The 16,860-nt window shown below is 71.2% G+C and carries 11 protein-coding genes and 1 pseudogene; 9 read left to right on the forward strand and 3 right to left on the reverse strand.

Translation table 11 applies throughout. The features are described 5' to 3' along the window. Positions 1 to 98 precede the first annotated feature (98 nt). The 5 genes from ACFO0C_RS04280 (at position 99) to ACFO0C_RS04300 (ending at position 11,231) form a co-directional block, all read left to right on the forward strand. On the forward strand, positions 99 to 1,355 hold the full coding sequence (locus tag ACFO0C_RS04280; protein WP_378065172.1) for a M48 family metallopeptidase: 1,257 nt from the start codon (positions 99 to 101) through the stop codon (positions 1,353 to 1,355). 76 nt (positions 1,356 to 1,431) lie between these two features. After that, positions 1,432 to 2,559, forward strand: coding sequence for a glycosyltransferase family 4 protein (locus ACFO0C_RS04285; protein ID WP_378065173.1), 1,128 nt, complete (start codon positions 1,432 to 1,434; stop codon positions 2,557 to 2,559). Between the two features lie 309 nt (positions 2,560 to 2,868). After that, entirely contained in the window at positions 2,869 to 8,679 is a 5,811-nt protein-coding gene (locus ACFO0C_RS04290; RefSeq protein WP_378065174.1) for an IPT/TIG domain-containing protein, read from the forward strand. Between the two features lie 156 nt (positions 8,680 to 8,835). Next, complete coding sequence (locus tag ACFO0C_RS04295) at positions 8,836 to 10,761, forward strand: ABC transporter ATP-binding protein (RefSeq protein WP_378065175.1); 1,926 nt, start codon at positions 8,836 to 8,838, stop codon at positions 10,759 to 10,761. Positions 10,762 to 10,781: 20 nt separating this feature from the next. Continuing rightward, the gene (locus ACFO0C_RS04300; protein WP_378065176.1) at positions 10,782 to 11,231 is read left to right on the forward strand and encodes a TlpA family protein disulfide reductase; all 450 of its coding nucleotides are present in this window, start codon (positions 10,782 to 10,784) and stop codon (positions 11,229 to 11,231) included. 40 nt (positions 11,232 to 11,271) lie between these two features. On the opposite strand, the gene ACFO0C_RS04305 is transcribed toward ACFO0C_RS04300, so the two are convergent. Next, positions 11,272 to 12,534 carry an MFS transporter gene (locus ACFO0C_RS04305; RefSeq protein ID WP_378065177.1) on the reverse strand — a complete coding sequence of 421 codons (1,263 nt, stop codon included), beginning with the start codon at positions 12,532 to 12,534 and terminating at the stop codon, positions 11,272 to 11,274. Positions 12,535 to 12,586: 52 nt separating this feature from the next. On the opposite strand from ACFO0C_RS04305, the gene ACFO0C_RS04310 reads away from it, so the two are divergent. Beyond that, positions 12,587 to 13,099, forward strand: coding sequence for a MarR family winged helix-turn-helix transcriptional regulator (locus ACFO0C_RS04310; RefSeq protein WP_378065179.1), 513 nt, complete (start codon positions 12,587 to 12,589; stop codon positions 13,097 to 13,099). 8 nt (positions 13,100 to 13,107) lie between these two features. After that, positions 13,108 to 13,530, forward strand: a complete 423-nt coding sequence (locus tag ACFO0C_RS04315; protein ID WP_378065180.1) for a DUF4395 domain-containing protein — start codon at positions 13,108 to 13,110, stop codon at positions 13,528 to 13,530. A 23-nt stretch (positions 13,531 to 13,553) separates the two neighbouring features. Here the strand turns inward: ACFO0C_RS04315 and ACFO0C_RS04320 are convergent, their stop codons facing one another. Further along, positions 13,554 to 14,222: a response regulator transcription factor gene (locus tag ACFO0C_RS04320; protein WP_014688640.1), complete on the reverse strand. Its 669-nt coding sequence runs from the start codon at positions 14,220 to 14,222 to the stop codon at positions 13,554 to 13,556. A gap of 7 nt (positions 14,223 to 14,229) precedes the next feature. Continuing rightward, positions 14,230 to 15,936 carry a sensor histidine kinase gene (locus ACFO0C_RS04325; RefSeq protein WP_378065181.1) on the reverse strand — a complete coding sequence of 569 codons (1,707 nt, stop codon included), beginning with the start codon at positions 15,934 to 15,936 and terminating at the stop codon, positions 14,230 to 14,232. A 108-nt stretch (positions 15,937 to 16,044) separates the two neighbouring features. On the opposite strand from ACFO0C_RS04325, the gene ACFO0C_RS04330 reads away from it, so the two are divergent. Next, entirely contained in the window at positions 16,045 to 16,497 is a 453-nt protein-coding gene (locus tag ACFO0C_RS04330) for an SRPBCC family protein (RefSeq protein ID WP_378065182.1), read from the forward strand. Between the two features lie 23 nt (positions 16,498 to 16,520). Continuing rightward, a pseudogene (locus ACFO0C_RS04335) lies at positions 16,521 to 16,860 on the forward strand (hypothetical protein); the annotation flags it as partial.

Here is a 16,860-nt window from a genome sequence, read left to right on the forward strand (position 1 = left end):
CATCTTCGATTCTCCCGCCGCGCGGGCCTCTGCCGAGGATCTCTAGGATTGTCGGTCACAGCCGGGTTTCCGGTCGTTCCTTCGGGGGTGTGATGGTGGTGAGCCCACGGCTCTGGGCGGCCGGCGCGCTCGTCGTGCTGGTGGTGGCCCTGATCGGGTTCGCCGCCGCGGTCGTGCCGTGGCACCGCGCCCCCGCGCCGCGCGCCGACCAGCTCGCCGCGCTCGGGCAGCTGCCCGCCGACCAGGTGGCCCGGTCCCGCGCCTTCCACGCCGAGCTGCGGCCCGCCTCCTACGGCGGCATGGTCCTCGGCCTGCTGGTGGCCCTGGTGCTCGGTCTCACCCCGCTCGGCGCGCGCCTGATCGAGCTGGCCGGCCGCCCGTTCGGCGACCACTGGCTGGCCCGGGCGGTCCTCGGTGGCCTCGCCGTCGTCCTCGTCGCCGAGCTGGTCAGCCTGCCTCTGGCCGCCTGGCGGCACACCGTCGTGGCCCGTTACGGCCTCTCCACGCAGACCTGGGGCGGCTGGTCGGTCGACCTGCTCAAGTCGTTCGGTGTCGGCGCGGTGCTCGGCGCGATCGTGCTGGCCGGGTTCTTCACCGTCACTCATCTCGCGCCCCGGTGGTGGTGGGCGTTCGGTGCGGCCGGTGCGGCCGGGCTGGTCGTGCTGCTCTCCTTCGTGCTGCCGGTCGTCGTCGAGCCGGTCTTCAACCGGTTCACCCCGATGCCCGAGGGCCCGCTGCGCACCGAGTTGCTCGCCCTGGCCGACCGTGACGGCGTGCCGGTCAAGGACGTTCTGGTCGCCGATGCCTCCCGGCGCACCAGGGCGGTCAACGCCTACGTCTCCGGCCTCGGCCCGACCCGCCGGATCGTCGTCTACGACACCATGCTGACCGAGGCCACCCCCGGCGAGGTCGTCTCGGTGGCCGCCCACGAGCTGGGCCACGCCAAGGATCAGGATGTGCTGACCGGCACGATCCTGGGCGCGCTCGGCTCGGCGATCGCCGTGATCGCTCTCTACCTGCTCGGCTCCTGGCAGTGGCTGCTGAGCCTGGCCGGTGTCGAGTCGATCGGCGAGCCGCGGGCCATCGGCCTGCTCCTGGCCGTCACCACGGTGGCCGGGCTGATCGCCGGCCCGGCCCAGTCGTTCGTGTCCCGCCGGGTCGAGGCCCGTGCCGACACCCACGCCCTCACCCTGACCGGTGACGCCGCGACCTTCGAGGCGATGCAGCGCCGCCTCGGCACCGTCAACCTGTCCGACCCCGATCCACCGTCCTGGGAGCACGCCATGTTCGCCTCGCACCCGTCCACCGTGCAGCGCATGGCCGCCGCCCGAGCCTGGGCCCGGGGAGACCGCTGATGAGCCGCCTGCTGTTCGCCGGTGTCGCCGACGGGCGGTCACCGGTCGTCCGCCGCGATATCGAGGGAGGCCGCTGATGGGCCGCACCCTGCTGGTCACCAACGACTTCCCGCCGCGGCCCGGGGGGATTCAGCAGTTCGTGCACAATCTGGCGGTCCGCCAGCCGGCCGGGTCGATCGTGGTCTACTCGTCGACCTGGCGCGGTGCCGACGCGTTCGACGCCGCGCAGCCGTTCGAGGTGGTCCGGGAGAGCACCGGCCTCCTGCTGCCGACCCCCGCGGTCGCCCGCCGGGCCGCCGAGCTGGCCCGCGCCCACGGCTGCGACAGCGTCCTGTTCGGTGCGGCCGCCCCGCTCGGCCTGCTCGCCCAGGGCCTGCGCCGCACCGCCGGTGTGGAGCGTGCCGTCGGCATCACCCACGGCCACGAGATCGGCTGGGCCGCCCTGCCCGGCGCCCGCGGCCTGCTCCGGCGGATCGCCCGTGGCAGCGACGTCATCACCTACCTCGGTGAGTATCAGCGGACCCGTCTCGACAAGGCACTGCACGGCCTCACCGACCTGCGGCGGCTGGCGCCCGGCGTCGACGTCGACAAGTTCCACCCCGGAGTGGACGGTGCCGAGGTCCGCAAGCGGCACGGGCTGATCGGCCGCCCGGTGGTCGTCTGTGTCTCCCGTCTGGTCCCGCGCAAGGGTCAGGACATGCTGATCCGCGCCTTCCCGGAGATCCGCCGCCGGGTGCCCGGGGCGGCCCTGCTGCTGGTCAGTGGTGGTCCCTACCGCAAGACCCTGGAGCGGCTGGCGCGCGAGCACAACGTCGAGTCCGACGTGGTCTTCACCGGTTCCGTCCCGTGGGCCGAGCTCCCCGAGCACTACGCGGCCGGCGACGTCTACGCCATGCCCTGCCGCACCCGTGCGGCCGGGCTCGACGTCGAGGGTCTCGGCATCGTCTACCTGGAGGCGTCCGCCACCGGCCTGCCCGTGGTCGGCGGTGACTCCGGGGGTGCTCCCGACGCCGTCCGCGAGGGCGAGACCGGCTACGTCGTCGGCGGCTCCGACGTCCCGGCGATCGCGGCCCGGGTCGCCGAGTTGCTCGCCGACCCGGCGAAGGCGAAGGCGATGGGCGAGGCCGGCCGGGCCTGGGTGGAGGCCGAGTGGCGCTGGGAGGCGCAGGCCGCCCGGCTCACCGACCTGCTGGCCGCCCGCTGACGCGCAACCCACCCGGCTCACCAATATGCAGGCCGCCCGGCTCACCGACCTGCTGACCGCCCGCTGACAAGCACCCCACCCGCCGCGAGGGCATCACTCACCGTGTCTGTCCCCTCTGGCCCCAGCCCTCGCGGTCGGGGCTCGGCCGGCATCGTCGACGGGATCCGAGAGGGTTTCTGAAACCGCCGCAGCAGCCTGTCCCCGGAGGGCAGGATCGGCCTGTTGACCATGCCTTTTTCGGGGTTGGGGGCGGTTGTGGGCAGGAGCAGGGGGAGTTGTGCCGCGGTAGCGGTGCTGACTCTGGTGGCGATGTTCTTCGTGACACCGGAGTCGGCGGGAGCGGCTCCACCGACGCCGGCGGGCGCCCTGGCGGGGCCGGCGGACGCCACGCTGAGTAACCTGACCCGGAGTTCCGGGGGTTGGGTGTCGGACCTCGGGCCCACCTTCGCGTCCAGCAACCACTACTACCAGCTCCTGATCGACAACACGGCGCTGTCGCTGACGCCCACGCCGACCGAGGGCGGCTCCACGGTCGCGGTCAAGCTGAACGGGGTCAACCAGGCCCTGACCAGTGGTACCGCGAACATGACCCTGGAGCGCGGCCGCAACGAGGTGCTGATCACCGTCACCGCGCCCAACGGCGTCGCGACCGAGTCCTACCACGTCGCGGCGTGGCTGGGGATCGTGCCGGTGCCGACGATCGTCCACATCTCCAACCCGACGGCGACCATCTACGGCGGCAGCCGTACGACGGTGACGGTCCGGGACGGCATGATGCCGGACTGGCCGACCTGCTACCAGCCCAACATCAAGATCGGCGACGACTGGGGCAGTGTCGAGAGCATGATCCTCGACCCGGACAGCGGTCTGAGCCGGATCGTCGTGGAGATGCCCGACATCGACGAGCCGGGCCTGTACGACCTGCAGGTCCTGGGGCAGTGCTCGATGGGCAAGTCGGTGGCGACCTCGCAGAAGGCGATCACCTACGTCGACGACTTCCCGATCACGAGTGCCGAGGTGGCCGACCCGTTGACGGCCGGCAAGGTGATCATGTTCCACGGCAAGAACGTCACCAACATGGCCGACGACATCGAGTACTGGGTGGCCAACGAGGACAACACCAAGATCATTGAGATGGAGCCGTACGAGTACTGGGCCGGCGACGACACCGCGGCGGTGATGCTCGAGTACTACGGCTACAACGGTGTGTTCGCCGGTGACGGCAAACGTCGGCTCAGAGTCGGCATCTGTGAGAACAACGTGGGCGACGCCGACTGCCGGCTCTTCTACGACAAGGAGGTCAACTGGGTGACGCCGGTGCCGACCGACGTCTCCTTCACGCCCTCCTCCGGCCCGGTGGCGGGCGGCACCAGGATCCGGATGCGGGGACGGTTCCTGACCTCCACGTACGCGAACCTGGCCATCAAGGTCGGTGACAACGCGGTCGGCAGCTACAGCACGATTCAGCAGGCGTCCTGGGAGGACGAGGAGTATCCCGAGCTCTGGAGCACCGGCTACGACGTCGTCGAGTTCGACGCCCCGGCGACGACGTCTCCGGGGAACGTGCGGATCACCGCCACCACCGACTGGGGATCGGCGGCCGCACGGGGCACCTTCACCTACGGCGCGCGTCCCGAGATCACCACGATCGCCCCGGCGACCGTGGCCAACAGCGGTGGGTCGGTCATCACCCTGACCGGTACGGACTTCGGCACGTCCGGGCGCCCGTCGGTGATCATCAACGGGGTCAAGTCGCCGTACGTGACCCGGGTGGGCAGCACGAGGATCTACGCCGTGGTGCCGCCCTCCGCCGACACCGGCCCGGTCGAGGTGCGGGTCGTCTCCCCGCAGGGCGGCGGAACCTCCACGGCCGGATCCCTGACACTCGCCGCGCCCTCGACGATGCCGACGATCAGCACGATCCTGCCGGCGACGGCCAAGGCGGGCGACTCGGTCACGATCACCGGCACCAACTTCGGGGCGGCCGGCACGGTCGGCGTCGCCGTCGGTGACGCCTGGGCCCGGGTGACCGCGTCCACGGCGACCTCCATCACCTTCGACGTCCCCGTCGTGGACACCCCCGGGGTGAAAGCGGTCCTGGTCGGTACGACCACCGCCGCCGTCTCGCAGAACAACGGGCTGACCGTGCTCCCGCAACCGGCGATCTCCTCGGTGGCACCGTCGGCCATCCCGTCCTACGCCACCGGCAGTGCCGCCAAGGTCACGCTCACCGGTGTCGGGTTCGGCACCACGGGCAAGGTCAAGGTCGGCAGCGCGACGGCGGTGTCGTACACGGCCACCGGTGGCGGCACCTCCATCGCCGACGTCGTCGTGCCGACCGGAACCGCCGGTTCCCTGGCGGTCGTGGTGACACCGACCGGATCCACCGAGTCGATCCGCTCCACGGTCCGGGTCACCGCGCCGACGATCACCTACGCCGGCGGGGACCCGCACGACGAGGTCTTCGAGGACGTGAACCTCGACGACGACGACCGCGGCGTCGTCCTGGAGTCGCCCGTCACCGGCGGGACCCGGATGCGGATCGAGGGCACCGGTTTCGGCTCCTCCGGCACGGTCAAGATCGGCCGCACCGCCGTCACACCCGTCTCGTACTCGGACACCGCGATCGTCCTGCGGGTCCCGGCGCACGCCGTCGGGATGGACTCGGTGACGGTGGTCCCCGGCGGCAACGCCAGTGGTGTGTCGGTGTCGAAGGCGAACGTGATCCGTTACGTCGCCGCGATCGTGCGGCCGGCGATCGTCCGGGTGGTGTCGTCGATCGACCTCGGTCACCCCACCCGCAGCGACTTCCACCCGGTCACCGACCTGGACGACACGTTCGTCCTGACCGGCACGGATCTGATCGGCACGTCCGCGGCGGCCACGAAGATCGTCGTCTCCGACGCGGACGGTAACAACCCGATCCCGGTGACGCCGAAGACCGTGACGGCCTCGCAGGTCACGTTCGCCGCCCCGCGCACCTTCCAGAACGGAGGGTGGAAGCGGGTCACCGTGACCACCGACGTCGGCAGCTCCTACACCGAGCACGGCATCAACTACCTGCAGGCCGGCATGACGATGAGCGCCAGCCTCACGTCGGGCTCCTGCCTCCGCCAGGCGCAGCCCGCCAGCGGAGCGGTGACGCACACCCCGGCGGCCGTCACGATCACCAACTCCGGTTCCGCGTTCGGCGCCACCGGTGTGGTGACCATCGACGGTGTGGTGGTCACGCCGGACACCTACACCGCCGGAAGCATCGCGTTCGACATGGGCGACCTCGCCTCCGACCTGACCAGCCCGTGGGGTGGCAAGACGATCCTGATCACGCCCACGGACACCTCGCTGCCCGTACAGAAGGTCGGATTCACCTGTGTCGTGCCGGTCTCCGTCGAGACCACGGCCAACGGGAGCACCAGCCACCTGACCGTCGACGCCGGCACCGCCTTCACGATGGGCTACACGACCGCCGGATTCATCGGCGCCAACGCTTTCACCGCGGTGGCGCCGGGCGGGTACGAGTACGTCACCGCCGTGCAGTACGCGGACACCGGTTTCAGCGCCGGGGTCCGGGCCGGGGTACCGTCCGCGGCCGGCGACTACTACGTCCGGGTGGCCCTGTCCCGGGCGACCTACGCCTCCGACCGTCACAGGTTCACCGCCGACGCGGTGCCCGTACGCGTGACGATCACCGGTAAGGCGATCACCCTCACCCCGCTGTCGGCGAACGGCTCGAGCTTCGTCTACAAGGGCAAGCTCACCGCGGGGGCGTCCGGCAGCACCGCCGACATCACCTACACGGTCCAGTCGTCGGTCACGCCGGACCGGATCACCAGCCTGCTCTGGGAGTACCGCAACTCCTCGTGCTCCGGGCTCGGCATCGATGCCGGCTGGACCGAGGGGATCCCGAAGGACGTGGCCATGGAGTCCTCCGACTGCGGTGGCGACCCCACCCTGCCGGCGGCCTGGGACGTCCGGGTCAAGTCGTTCGAGATGAAGGCCAGCGGTACCGACAAGGCCGGGATGTACCTGGCCAGCCGGCCGTCGGTCCGGTTCGCGATCATGCCGAAGCCGGTCACCGTCGCCTCGGTGCGCGCCGACCGGGTCTACGACGGCACCACCACCGCGACGCTGAACGGGTTCACCGTGACCGGCACGCTCCCGGGCGAGGAGATCGGCCTGACCGGCAACTCCGGAGGCGGCACCTTCGCGACGGCGGCCGCCGCCGCGAACAAGCCGGTCACCCTGGGGTCGAGCGTCACCCTGTCCGGCGGTGGCGCGGGCAACTACACGCTGACCAACCCCAGCCCCACCGTCGTCGGAACCATCAGCAGGGCCGACGCGACACTGGGCCTGGAGGCCGACAAGGCCGCCGTGCTGCTGTCGCAGGCCACTCCGGTCACCGTGACCGAGACCGTCCGCGACACCCGGACCGGCCAGGCGCCGCCGGGCGGATCGGGCATCGCGGCGGTGGCCCTGGCCTCGGAGACGCCGAGCGTCTGCACGATCAGCGGCAACACCGTCACCGCGATCGCGGGCGGCACCTGTGTGATCAGCGGCCAGCAGCCCGCCTCGGTCAACTACAACGCGGCGACCGCCGTCAGCGACCGCACCTCACACGTGGAGTACGTCGAGTTCCAGGTCTTCGCCGCGGCCCAGACGATCTCCGTGATCGCCGACGACCTGATCGTCGCCTTCGGCGAGCAGATCAACCCGACGGCGCAGTTCACCGGCCTGTTCGACGGCGACACGATCACCAACGTGCCGTTCGTCTACTGGCAGGGCACCACGCTGCTCGGCTCGACGGCACCGACCGCACCGGGCACGTACCGGATCGTCCCGGACGGCGGCACGCTCGCGGCGGCTGACGACGGGGCGTACACCAACCCGACGAACTTCCGGGCGGTGGCCGGCTCGCTCGTCATCACACCGGTCCCGCCGGCCATCACCAAGCTGGTCCCGTCGTCCGGTTACGTCTCCGGGGGCACGCTGATCAAGGCCACCGGCACGCTGCTGGACACCGTGCGGTCACTGCGCATCGGCGACACCACGATCCGGGTGCCGGACTTCACGGTCAACGAGGCCGGTACGGAGCTGACGTTCCGCACCCCCCGGGTCCCGGAGCCGGTCACCGTCTCGATCACCTTCGTCGCGGGCACGGCCGAGGCCGTGGAGACCTACAACTACCTGGCCGATCCCGAGCCGACGCCGACACCGACGCCGACTCCGCAGATCCCGACCGAGCCCGAGCCGACACCCAGCGTGGAACCGTCGGCATCGGAATCGCCGAGCCCGTCGGCATCGGAGTCGGAGTCGCCCTCGCCGAGCCCGTCGGTGAGCCCGTCGCCGTCGGTGAGCCCGAGCCCCACCCCGTCGCCGACGCCGAGCCCGACGCCGTCGCGGACACCCACGCCCACCCCGTCGCCGACGCCCACCACGACGCCGACACCGACGGGACCGGTGCAGCTGAACCTCAGCCTCGAACTCGAGGCCGACTCGAAGCTGGTCGGGGCCAACGCGACGATGACCGGTGGCGGTCTGAAGCCGGAATCGGACTACGTGCTCACGATGAACTCCGAGCCGGTGGTGATCGCCAGCGGCAAGACCAACGGGGTGGGCGACTTCAAGGCGCTGATCACCATGCCGGGTAAGGCCTGTGTGTCCGGTGGCCTGCACGAGCTGATCCTGACCGGCACGGCGCCGGACGGCACGGCGGTCAGTGACAGCAACTGGGTGGTCCTCGACGACACGTGCACGGCCCGGACCGGGTCCGGTGAGAAACCGCCGAAGGACTACAACGTGCCGCTGGGGTGGTTCATCTTCCCGTACCAGTCGGCGCACCTGAGCCCGAAGGCCAAGAAGAGCATCCGCCAGGCGGTCAGTGCGATGCGCGGCGCGAAGGTCATCACGATCACCGGTTACACGCAGACGAAGAAGCAGTCGAAGGCCGCGAAGAAGGCCAACCGCATCCTGGCGCTGCGGCGTGCTCAAGCGGTCCGCGACTACCTGAGGAAGCTCAAGGTCCGCACGACCATCAAGACCATCGGCGCCGGTGGCGTCAATCCGGTCGACGAGAACAGGCAGAAGCTGAACCGGCGGGTCACCATCAAGATCCGCTACTGACACCACGGACCGCCACACGGGGCCCCGGCCGGACCATCGGCCGGGGCCCCGCTCTGTGCCCACCGGGAGCATGAGCGTGAATGAGTGCGGTCAGCGGGTGGACGTGCCGGGCCCGGGCAGCGTAAGAACGAGGAGGACCCGAGAGGCGGACCGCCGATGTCGGACACTCCCGAGAGCGACGGCCAACCGGTCACGGCGGACGGGATGCTGGCCGCCCAGGACGACGACGGAGAGCTCGAGCTCCCGTACTGGCTGACCAGCACCGAGGAGGCGGCCAACACCACGTTCCTGCAGATGGTGCGCCGGCTGCCCCGGCTGTTGCGGGAGGCATGGCTGCTCGGCTGGCGGGCCAGCCGGCGGACCACCCTGTCCGTGCTGATCCTGCAGGTGGCGGCGGGTGCGGCGGCCGCGGTGGGACTGATCAGCGTGGTCGGTGTGCTGGACGGGTTGCTGCGGGCCGGGCCGACACCGGAGCGGGTGCGGGCAGCCGTACCCTCGCTGCTGCTGTTGATCCTCGCTCTTGCCGTGCGTGGCCTGCTCTCGTCGGCGGCGACCGCGGCGCACGGCCGGCTGTCACCGATGGTCTACGAGGCCGCGGAGATGCGGCTGCTGGATCTGACGACGCGGGTGGATCTGGCGACGTTCGACGATCCGAGCTGGCGGGACGCCATGGAGCGGGCCCGGGACCGGGGGATCTCAGCCGCGCAGCAGGTGGTCGACCACGGGATCGAGGTGCTGACGCACCTGGTCGGGCTGATCGCGGCGGCCGGTGTGCTGGCGGTGCTGCATCCGGCGCTGCTGCCGATGCTGGTGCTCGCGGTGGCGCCGACGGCGTGGGCGGCGGTCCGGTCGGCGAAACTCGGTTACCGCAGCAAGCTGCGGCTCATCGCGGTCTGGCGACGGCAGCGGATGCTGGCCTACCTCCTGGCGGCGCGGGAGCCGGCCGCCGAGCTGAGAGCCTTCACGGTACGGCGATTCCTGCTCACCGAGGTCGGGAGGCTGCTGCGGATCTCCACGTTGGAGGAGATCCGGGTGATCGGCCGGGTGGTCCGGACGAACCTGGCCGGGCAGGCGCTCAGTGGGCTGGCGACCGGTCTGGCGTACCTGATGCTGCTCTGGCTGTTGTGGACCGGCCGGATGGAGCTGGCCGCCGCCGGTGCCGCGGCCTACGCGATCAACCTGGGGATCGGGAAGCTGAGCGAGCTGGCGTTCACCGCGAACCGGGTCTACGAGCAGGGTCTCTACTTCTCCGACTTCCAGGGCTTCTGCGAGTTGTCGCTGGTGCGGGCCGAGCCGGAGCCCCGGCGGCGCGCGCCGGACGGTTTCCGGGAGATCCGGCTGGACGGGGTGACGTTCAGCTATCCCGACGCCGAGCGGCCCGCCGTGAACGGGGTGGCCATGACGCTGCGGCGGGGTCAGATCGTGGCGCTGGTCGGTGAGAACGGGTCGGGCAAGTCGACGCTGGCGGCCGTGCTGGCCGGGCTCTACCGGCCGCAGAAGGGCACGGTGACCTGGGACGGCGTGGACGTGACACGGTTCGGGCCGGAGACGATGCGGGAACAGGTGGCGGTCGTCATGCAGGAGCCGACCCGGTGGCCGCTGTCGGCCCGGCTGAACATCGCGATCGGCCGCCACGACCGTCCGGCGACGCTGGCGGCGGTGCAGGAGTCGGCACGGGCCGGTGACGCGCACGAGTTCGTGGTCGAGTTGCCCCGGCAGTACGAGACGCTGCTGTCCCGGCACTTCACCGACGGCGCGGACCTGTCCGGCGGGCAGTGGCAGCGGCTCGCCGTGAGCCGGGCCTTCCACCGGGACGCGCCGCTGCTGATCTGCGACGAGCCGACCGCGAACCTGGACGCGCGCGCCGAGCACGAGGTCTACCGGCGGCTGCGCGACCTGGCCGCCGGGCGGACGGTGGTGCTGATCACGCACCGGATGGCGAGCGTCCGCGAGGCCGACCGGATCTACGTCCTGGATCACGGGTCGGTCGTCGAGGAGGGCGATCACGAGGAGCTGATGGCGGCCGACGGGCTCTATGCGCAGTTGTTCTCGCTGCAGGCCGACGCCTACCGTTCGGCCTGACCGCATGTCACAGTATCCCCATGGATCCGGTGGGACTTCTGGCGGTTGCGGCGGTGCTGGTCGCGGGCGCGGTGCTCGGGCTGTGGCGCCGCCGACGTGACGGGAGGCTGGCCGGTCCGGCGATCAAGGGCCAAGATCAGGACATGACCGATGGTGTACGGCTGGAGCCGGCCCTGCTGACCCGGCTCGGCGTGGAGCCGGCCCCGGCCACCCTGCTCCAGTTCTCCACGGCGTTCTGCGCGCCGTGCCGTGCGGTCCGCCGGGTCAGCACCGAGGTCGCGGAGCTGCTTCCGGGCGTCCGGCACGTCGAGGTGGATGCCGAAAGCCACCTCGACGAGGTCCGTGAACTGGGCATCTGGCGGACCCCGACCCTGCTGATCCTCGACGCCGAGGGCCGGGAGGTCCGCCGCGCGACGGGCGTGCCGACCAAGCCGCACCTGATCGCCGCGCTGGCGGACCTGCTCCCGTAGGCGGCCCCTCCGCGGCCCGGCGGGCGTCGATCGGTGGTCGCTAGCTCCGGTGGGGGTCGCTGACCAGAGCCGCGGCTGGTGTCGGGTCGGTGGGCGGGAGGTCCGGCTCATCGTCCTCGGCGGGCCTGCCGGTGCGGGTGAGGCGCCGGGAGCCGGGGACCGCCAGCATCGCGGCCGAGGCCAGGAGCAGCACACAGGCGCATGTGGTCAGCACCCGGTCGATGCCGAAGCGGTCGGCGAGCGGCCCGGCCATCGCGTTGCCCACCGGCATGGCCAGGAACGACGCCATGTAGTCCCAGGAGGCGACCCGGCCGAGGAACCGGTGCGGCACGTTCTCCTGGAGTGAGGTGTCCCAGGCGACGTCGTAGAAGAGCAGGCCGGCGTAGCCGATCACGGCGCCGATCATGATGGCGGCCAGGGTGCCGGGCCAGACGTAGGCGAACGCCCACACCGACATGAGCGGCAGCGCCAGCAGGCCGGCGAACAGCAGCCGCCGCGGCCGGAACCGCATGCCGATCGCCGAGCCGATGACACCGCCCAGCCCCTCGGCGGCGGCGATCCAGCCGATCGCGTGGGGCCCGCCGAGCCGCTCCATCGCCACCAGCGGGACGAGGACCAGGATGACGCCGTTGGCGATGTGGTAGGCGGTGGCGCCGAGCAGGTTGGCGAGCAGCCAGTCGCGGCCGCGGATCTCCCGCAGTCCGGCGGCCAGTTCGCCGATCATCGGGGAGCGGGGGCCGCGCGGGGCCCGTACCCGGATCATCGCGGCGGCGACCATGGAGGCGAGGAAGCTGACCGCGTTGATGGAGAAACCGGTCGGCGCGCCGAAGGCGGCGACGGTGATGCCCGCGGCGGCCGGACCGGCCACGCCGCACGCCGATTGCAGCAGGCTGAGTGAGGCGTTGGCCTTCTGCCGGTCCTCGGCCGGGACGAGCAGCGGTTTGAGGGAGCTCATCGCCGGGCTGAAGAAGCTGCCGGCGCCGGCCGAGACGACGGTGAGGGCGCAGAGGCCGGCCAGGTCGTAGCCGCCGGTGGCGAACATGGCGGCGATGCCGGCGGTGGCGGCGAAGCGGATCAGGTCGGAGGCGACCATGACCCGCTGGGGTTGGAGCCGGTCGGCCCAGATGCCGCCGAAGAGTGTGCCGGCCAGGAGCGTGAGGATGTTCGTCGCCATGACCAGGCCCAGGTCGCCTGCGCCGCCTCCGGTGCTGATGACGGCGACGGCGAGGGCGACGGTCTGGAAGGCGTTGCCGAGCCACGAGAGGCCCTGGCCGATGGCGAGCAGCCGGAAGTCACGGGTCATGGCGAGGAGAGTAGTTCAACGTCTAACTATCGGCAATCTAATAATCAGAAGCATGGCACACTTGGTGTTCATGGAAGACAGCGTGGATCAGCACGTGGCCCGATGGGCGGCGTTCTGGGCGTCCGAGCCGGCGTTCGCCCCCGAGGTCGAGGGTGCCCTGACCCGGATGAAGTTCATCCAGCGGTGGATAGACCGCAACGACCTGGCGATCTTCACCGAGGATCTGACCCTCCAGGACTACAAGACCCTGCACGTGCTGATGGTGCAGCCGTGGCCCACCGAGGCGACCCCGGCGCAACTGGCCGAGGCGGCGAACGTGACGCGGGCGGCGATGACCAGCCGCCTCGACCGCCTGGCCGAGGCCGGCCTGATCACGCGTCAGATGGACGGCGCCGACCGGCGGCGGGTGCTGGTCCGGCCAACCCAGGAGGGCCGGGAGATGTGGAGCAAATACATCTTCAAGGGCATGGCGGTCGACCAGCGGGCCCTGCACGCGCTCGACAGCGAGGAGTTGGCGCAGCTCAACGGGCTCCTGCGGAAAGTCCTACTTTCCTTGGAGGAATAATAGGCTTCATGGAACTCGATCCCCGCGGCCAGCGATTCGCCGCAGTGCTCACCACCGTCGTCATCGCGCTCGTGCTGATCACCGGCTCCGGCTGGCTCGCGCTCGCGCAGGCCGCCGTCTTCGCGGTCACCGCCGCTGACCCGCGCCGCGGGCCCTACCCGCTGATCTTCCGTGCGGTGGTGCTTCCCCGCCTCGGGCCGCCCGCCGAGCGAGAGCCGGCCGCCCCCGTGCGGTTCGCCCAGCTCGTGGGCTTCACCTTCCTGGCCGTCTCCGCCGCGGGTTACCTCACCGGCGTCACCGCAGTCGGCATCACGGCGGCAGCTTTCGGGCTGCTCGCCGCGTTCCTCAACGCAGCCTTCGGACTCTGCCTGGGCTGCGAGGCTTATATACTGATTCGGCGTCTGAAATACAGAAACGCCGAATCTGTCTGATTTGTCTAAGGCTTCGGTGCCGGCTAGAACTTCGGAGCGTCCGGCGCTTCCAGCAGACCCAGCCGGAGCGCAGTCATCAGCGCCTGCGCCCGGTTGGCCGCCCCCAGCTTCTCGTAGAGCTTCGAGATGTGGGTCTTCGCCGTGGACTCCGACACGAACAGCTGCTTGGCGATGCCCGCCACGCTCATGCCGTCGGCCAGCAGACGCAGCACCTGACCCTCACGGGGCGAGAGCTGCGGGCCGGACGGGGCGAGACGCCGCTTCATGGCCTCGGCCAGGTCGGCGGCGGTGAACGCGCTGGGCGCCGACGCGGCGTGCCGGGCGGCCGCCACGACCTCGTCCGCCGGGGCGGTCTTGGGCACGAACGCGCTGGCCCCGGCCTCGAGAGCGCCGAATAGCTGATCGTCGCCCGCATACATCGTCAGGACCACGATGCCCATGTTCGCGTTGTTCTTCCGCAGGGCGCGGGTGGCCTCCAGGCCACTGCCGTCGGGCAGGCGCAGGTCCATGATCACGACATCCGGCTGCAGGGCGCCGGCCTGGCGCACCGCCTCCGCCGCCGTGGCGGCCTCGCCGACGACCTCGAACTGACGGTCGCGCTCGAATGCGTGTCGCAGCCCCTTACGGATCAGGTCGTGATCGTCGACAAGGAGGACCTTGGTGCGCGTCGTCGGCGCAGGACTGGTCGACATGCTCGGGTTACTCCCCTTCTGGAGCTGAAACGCTATCCCGCACGCTATCGCGCCGAGGCGGTGTTCCGAGCACTACAGCGACGGTTGTCCCGCTGGGGTGTCGCGGCGTGATCTTGAGTCGGCCTCGGATGCGTTCGGCGCGTTCCGCCATGATGGTAAGACCGTATCGGCCGTCAGGTCGCGTGTCCGCGAACCCCTTGCCGTCGTCGGACACCTCGATCTCCGCGTAGGGCGGGTCGACGGTACAGGTCACCCACAGGTTCGAGGCGCCCGCGTGCTTGCGCGCGTTGGTGATCGCCTCCTGGGCGATCCGGAGCAGCTCGGCCTCGGTCGCGGCCGGCAGCCGCGCCGTCGACTCGTCGAAGGTGAAGTGCACCCGCAGGCCCGCGCTGGTGCCGAGGGTCCGCGCGTACTCCGCGATGGCGGCGGCCAGGCCGCCGTTGCGATCGACCTCGGACCGCAGCTCGAACAGGCTCAGCCGCAACTCGGTGATCACCCGCGTCACCTCGGCCCGCAGCGTGCGCAGCTCCTCCGCGGTCTCCTCGGCACCCTCCGGCAGCGTCGCCTGCGCGTTGTCGATGCCGTATCCGACCATGACCAGCTCCTGCGCCACGCCGTCGTGGATCTCCCGCGCCAGGCGCTGCCGCTCCTCGTTGGTGGCCAGCGAGCGCACGTCGTCGAAGAGCAGGGCGGCCTCCAGCCGCAGCGAGGCCGGGCCGGTCACCTCGGTCACCGACTGGACCACCACGGAGGGGTACGCCCCCGACGCGTCCGTCTCCAGGATGACGAGGCCGATCGTGCGCACCCCGGCGACCAGTGGCACCACCAGCGAGGACACGTCGCCCCCCTGATGGCTGCGCGCCTGCGACCGGCTCGCGGTCTGCGGCTGCTGGGTCGCCCAGGCGTCGGCGATGCCCGAGTCGGCGTCGAGCGTGGTCTCCCAGTCGACCCGCTCCGCACCGGTCTGCGCCAGCACGACCAGCCGCCCGCCGCCACTGGCCGACAGCACCGCCGCCCGATGGCCCGGCGCGACCGCGCGCAGCTCCTCCAGCAGATGCTCGGAGATGCCGCCCGGGTCGAGCGTGGCGCCCGGCAGCGAGCGGGCCACGCTGCGCAGCTGGGTCAGCAGGCGGGTGGCCTCGGCATAGGGCTGGGGCGTCGCGTCGGGCGGCTGGAGCAGCTGGCGCATCGTCTCGGTCGCGAACGTGATGATCGCGCCCTGCACCAGCCACTGCACGCAGACGGCGAAATAGCCCAGGTAGAGCGTCTCGAAGACGAAGCCGCTGACCGCCATGGTGGCCGCGGCCACGCCGAGCAGCGCCATCCCCTCGGTCTGGCGGCGGCGCAGCGCGGCGGTGAGCAGCGGCACCGCGAGGTAGGGCAGGACCGCCTCGGCGCCGAAGCCGCCGGTGATCCGCTGGGCGTCGTCGGCCGCGGCGGCCACCGAGCCGGCCGCCATGCAGGTCACCACGACCTCGCCGACCCGGCCGAGCGGGGCCAGCACGGCGTGGCCGCGGGCCAGGAAGGAGGGCGCCGCCGCGACCGCCAGGAGCACGATCCAGCCGAGCTGGGCCGCGCTGTCGGTGAAGGCGTAGGTCAGGGCGGCGACCAGCACGAGCATGACGGCGCGGGCCGCGGCTTCGGCCGGTCGGATGCGCGTGGGACCACTGACGAGGGCTGGCACCTGACGGATGGTAGCGGGAGGGACGGACATCGGCTCGTCCGAGCGCTGCCCGGCCGGGTGTTCCGCCGTCGGTGGACCTCCTGTCGAGGCGTGCCCCGGCCGCGCGATCCGAACCGCCCGGCGGGTAGCCTCGCGTACATGGCGGACACCTCGACGCAGTCGATCCAGGTCCATGCGCCCGTGTCCCGGGTGGCGGCGGTGATCTGCGACTTCGCGCGTTACCCCGAGTGGGCGGAGTCGATCAAGAAGGTGGAGGTCCTCGAGGAGTACGAGGACGGCTACGCCGCGCAGGTGCGCTTCCAGATCGATGCCACCGTGCTCGTCGACGAGTACACGTTGGAGTACGCGTACGCCGACGATCTGTCCCGGATCGAGTGGAGCCTGGTCGAGCCGTCGAAGACGCAGCGGTCCCAGGAGGGCTCCTACGACCTGGTGGAGTCGGCGGACGGTGGGACGACCGTGACGTACACCCTTGCGGTGGATCTCGCGATCGGAATGCTCGGCATGTTCCGCCGCAAGGCCGAGAAAATGATCATGGATACGGCGCTGAAGGAGCTCAAGCGCCGCGTCGAGAGCCTGCCCGCGGCCTGAGCCGCCGGCCGAGGGGAGCGGAGATGCCCGGATCAGCCCGGGAGGAGGCCGAGCGGCTGGTCGCGGCGATCCTCGCCCGGACCTCGGCCGGTGGTCACTCGTCCGGCGACGCCTTCGGCCTCCTGGGTGAGTCGGTCGCCGGCCTGATCGGTGTGCTCGGCCGCGACGACCTGTCCACCGGCAGCGCCGAGTGCTGTGTCTGCCCGGTCTGCAAGGCGATCGCCGCGGTCCGTGACCCCAGCCCGGAGACGGCCGAGCGGCTGGCGGCCAGCGCCGGCGACATCGCGAACGGGGTGGCCGGCCTGATGCGCGCCTTCTCCTCGATGTCGGCCGAGCGCCCGCGGCCGCCGGCGCCGCGCGGCC

The organism is Actinoplanes subglobosus (genome assembly GCF_042650585.1).
Classification (GTDB): domain Bacteria; phylum Actinomycetota; class Actinomycetes; order Mycobacteriales; family Micromonosporaceae; genus Actinoplanes; species Actinoplanes subglobosus.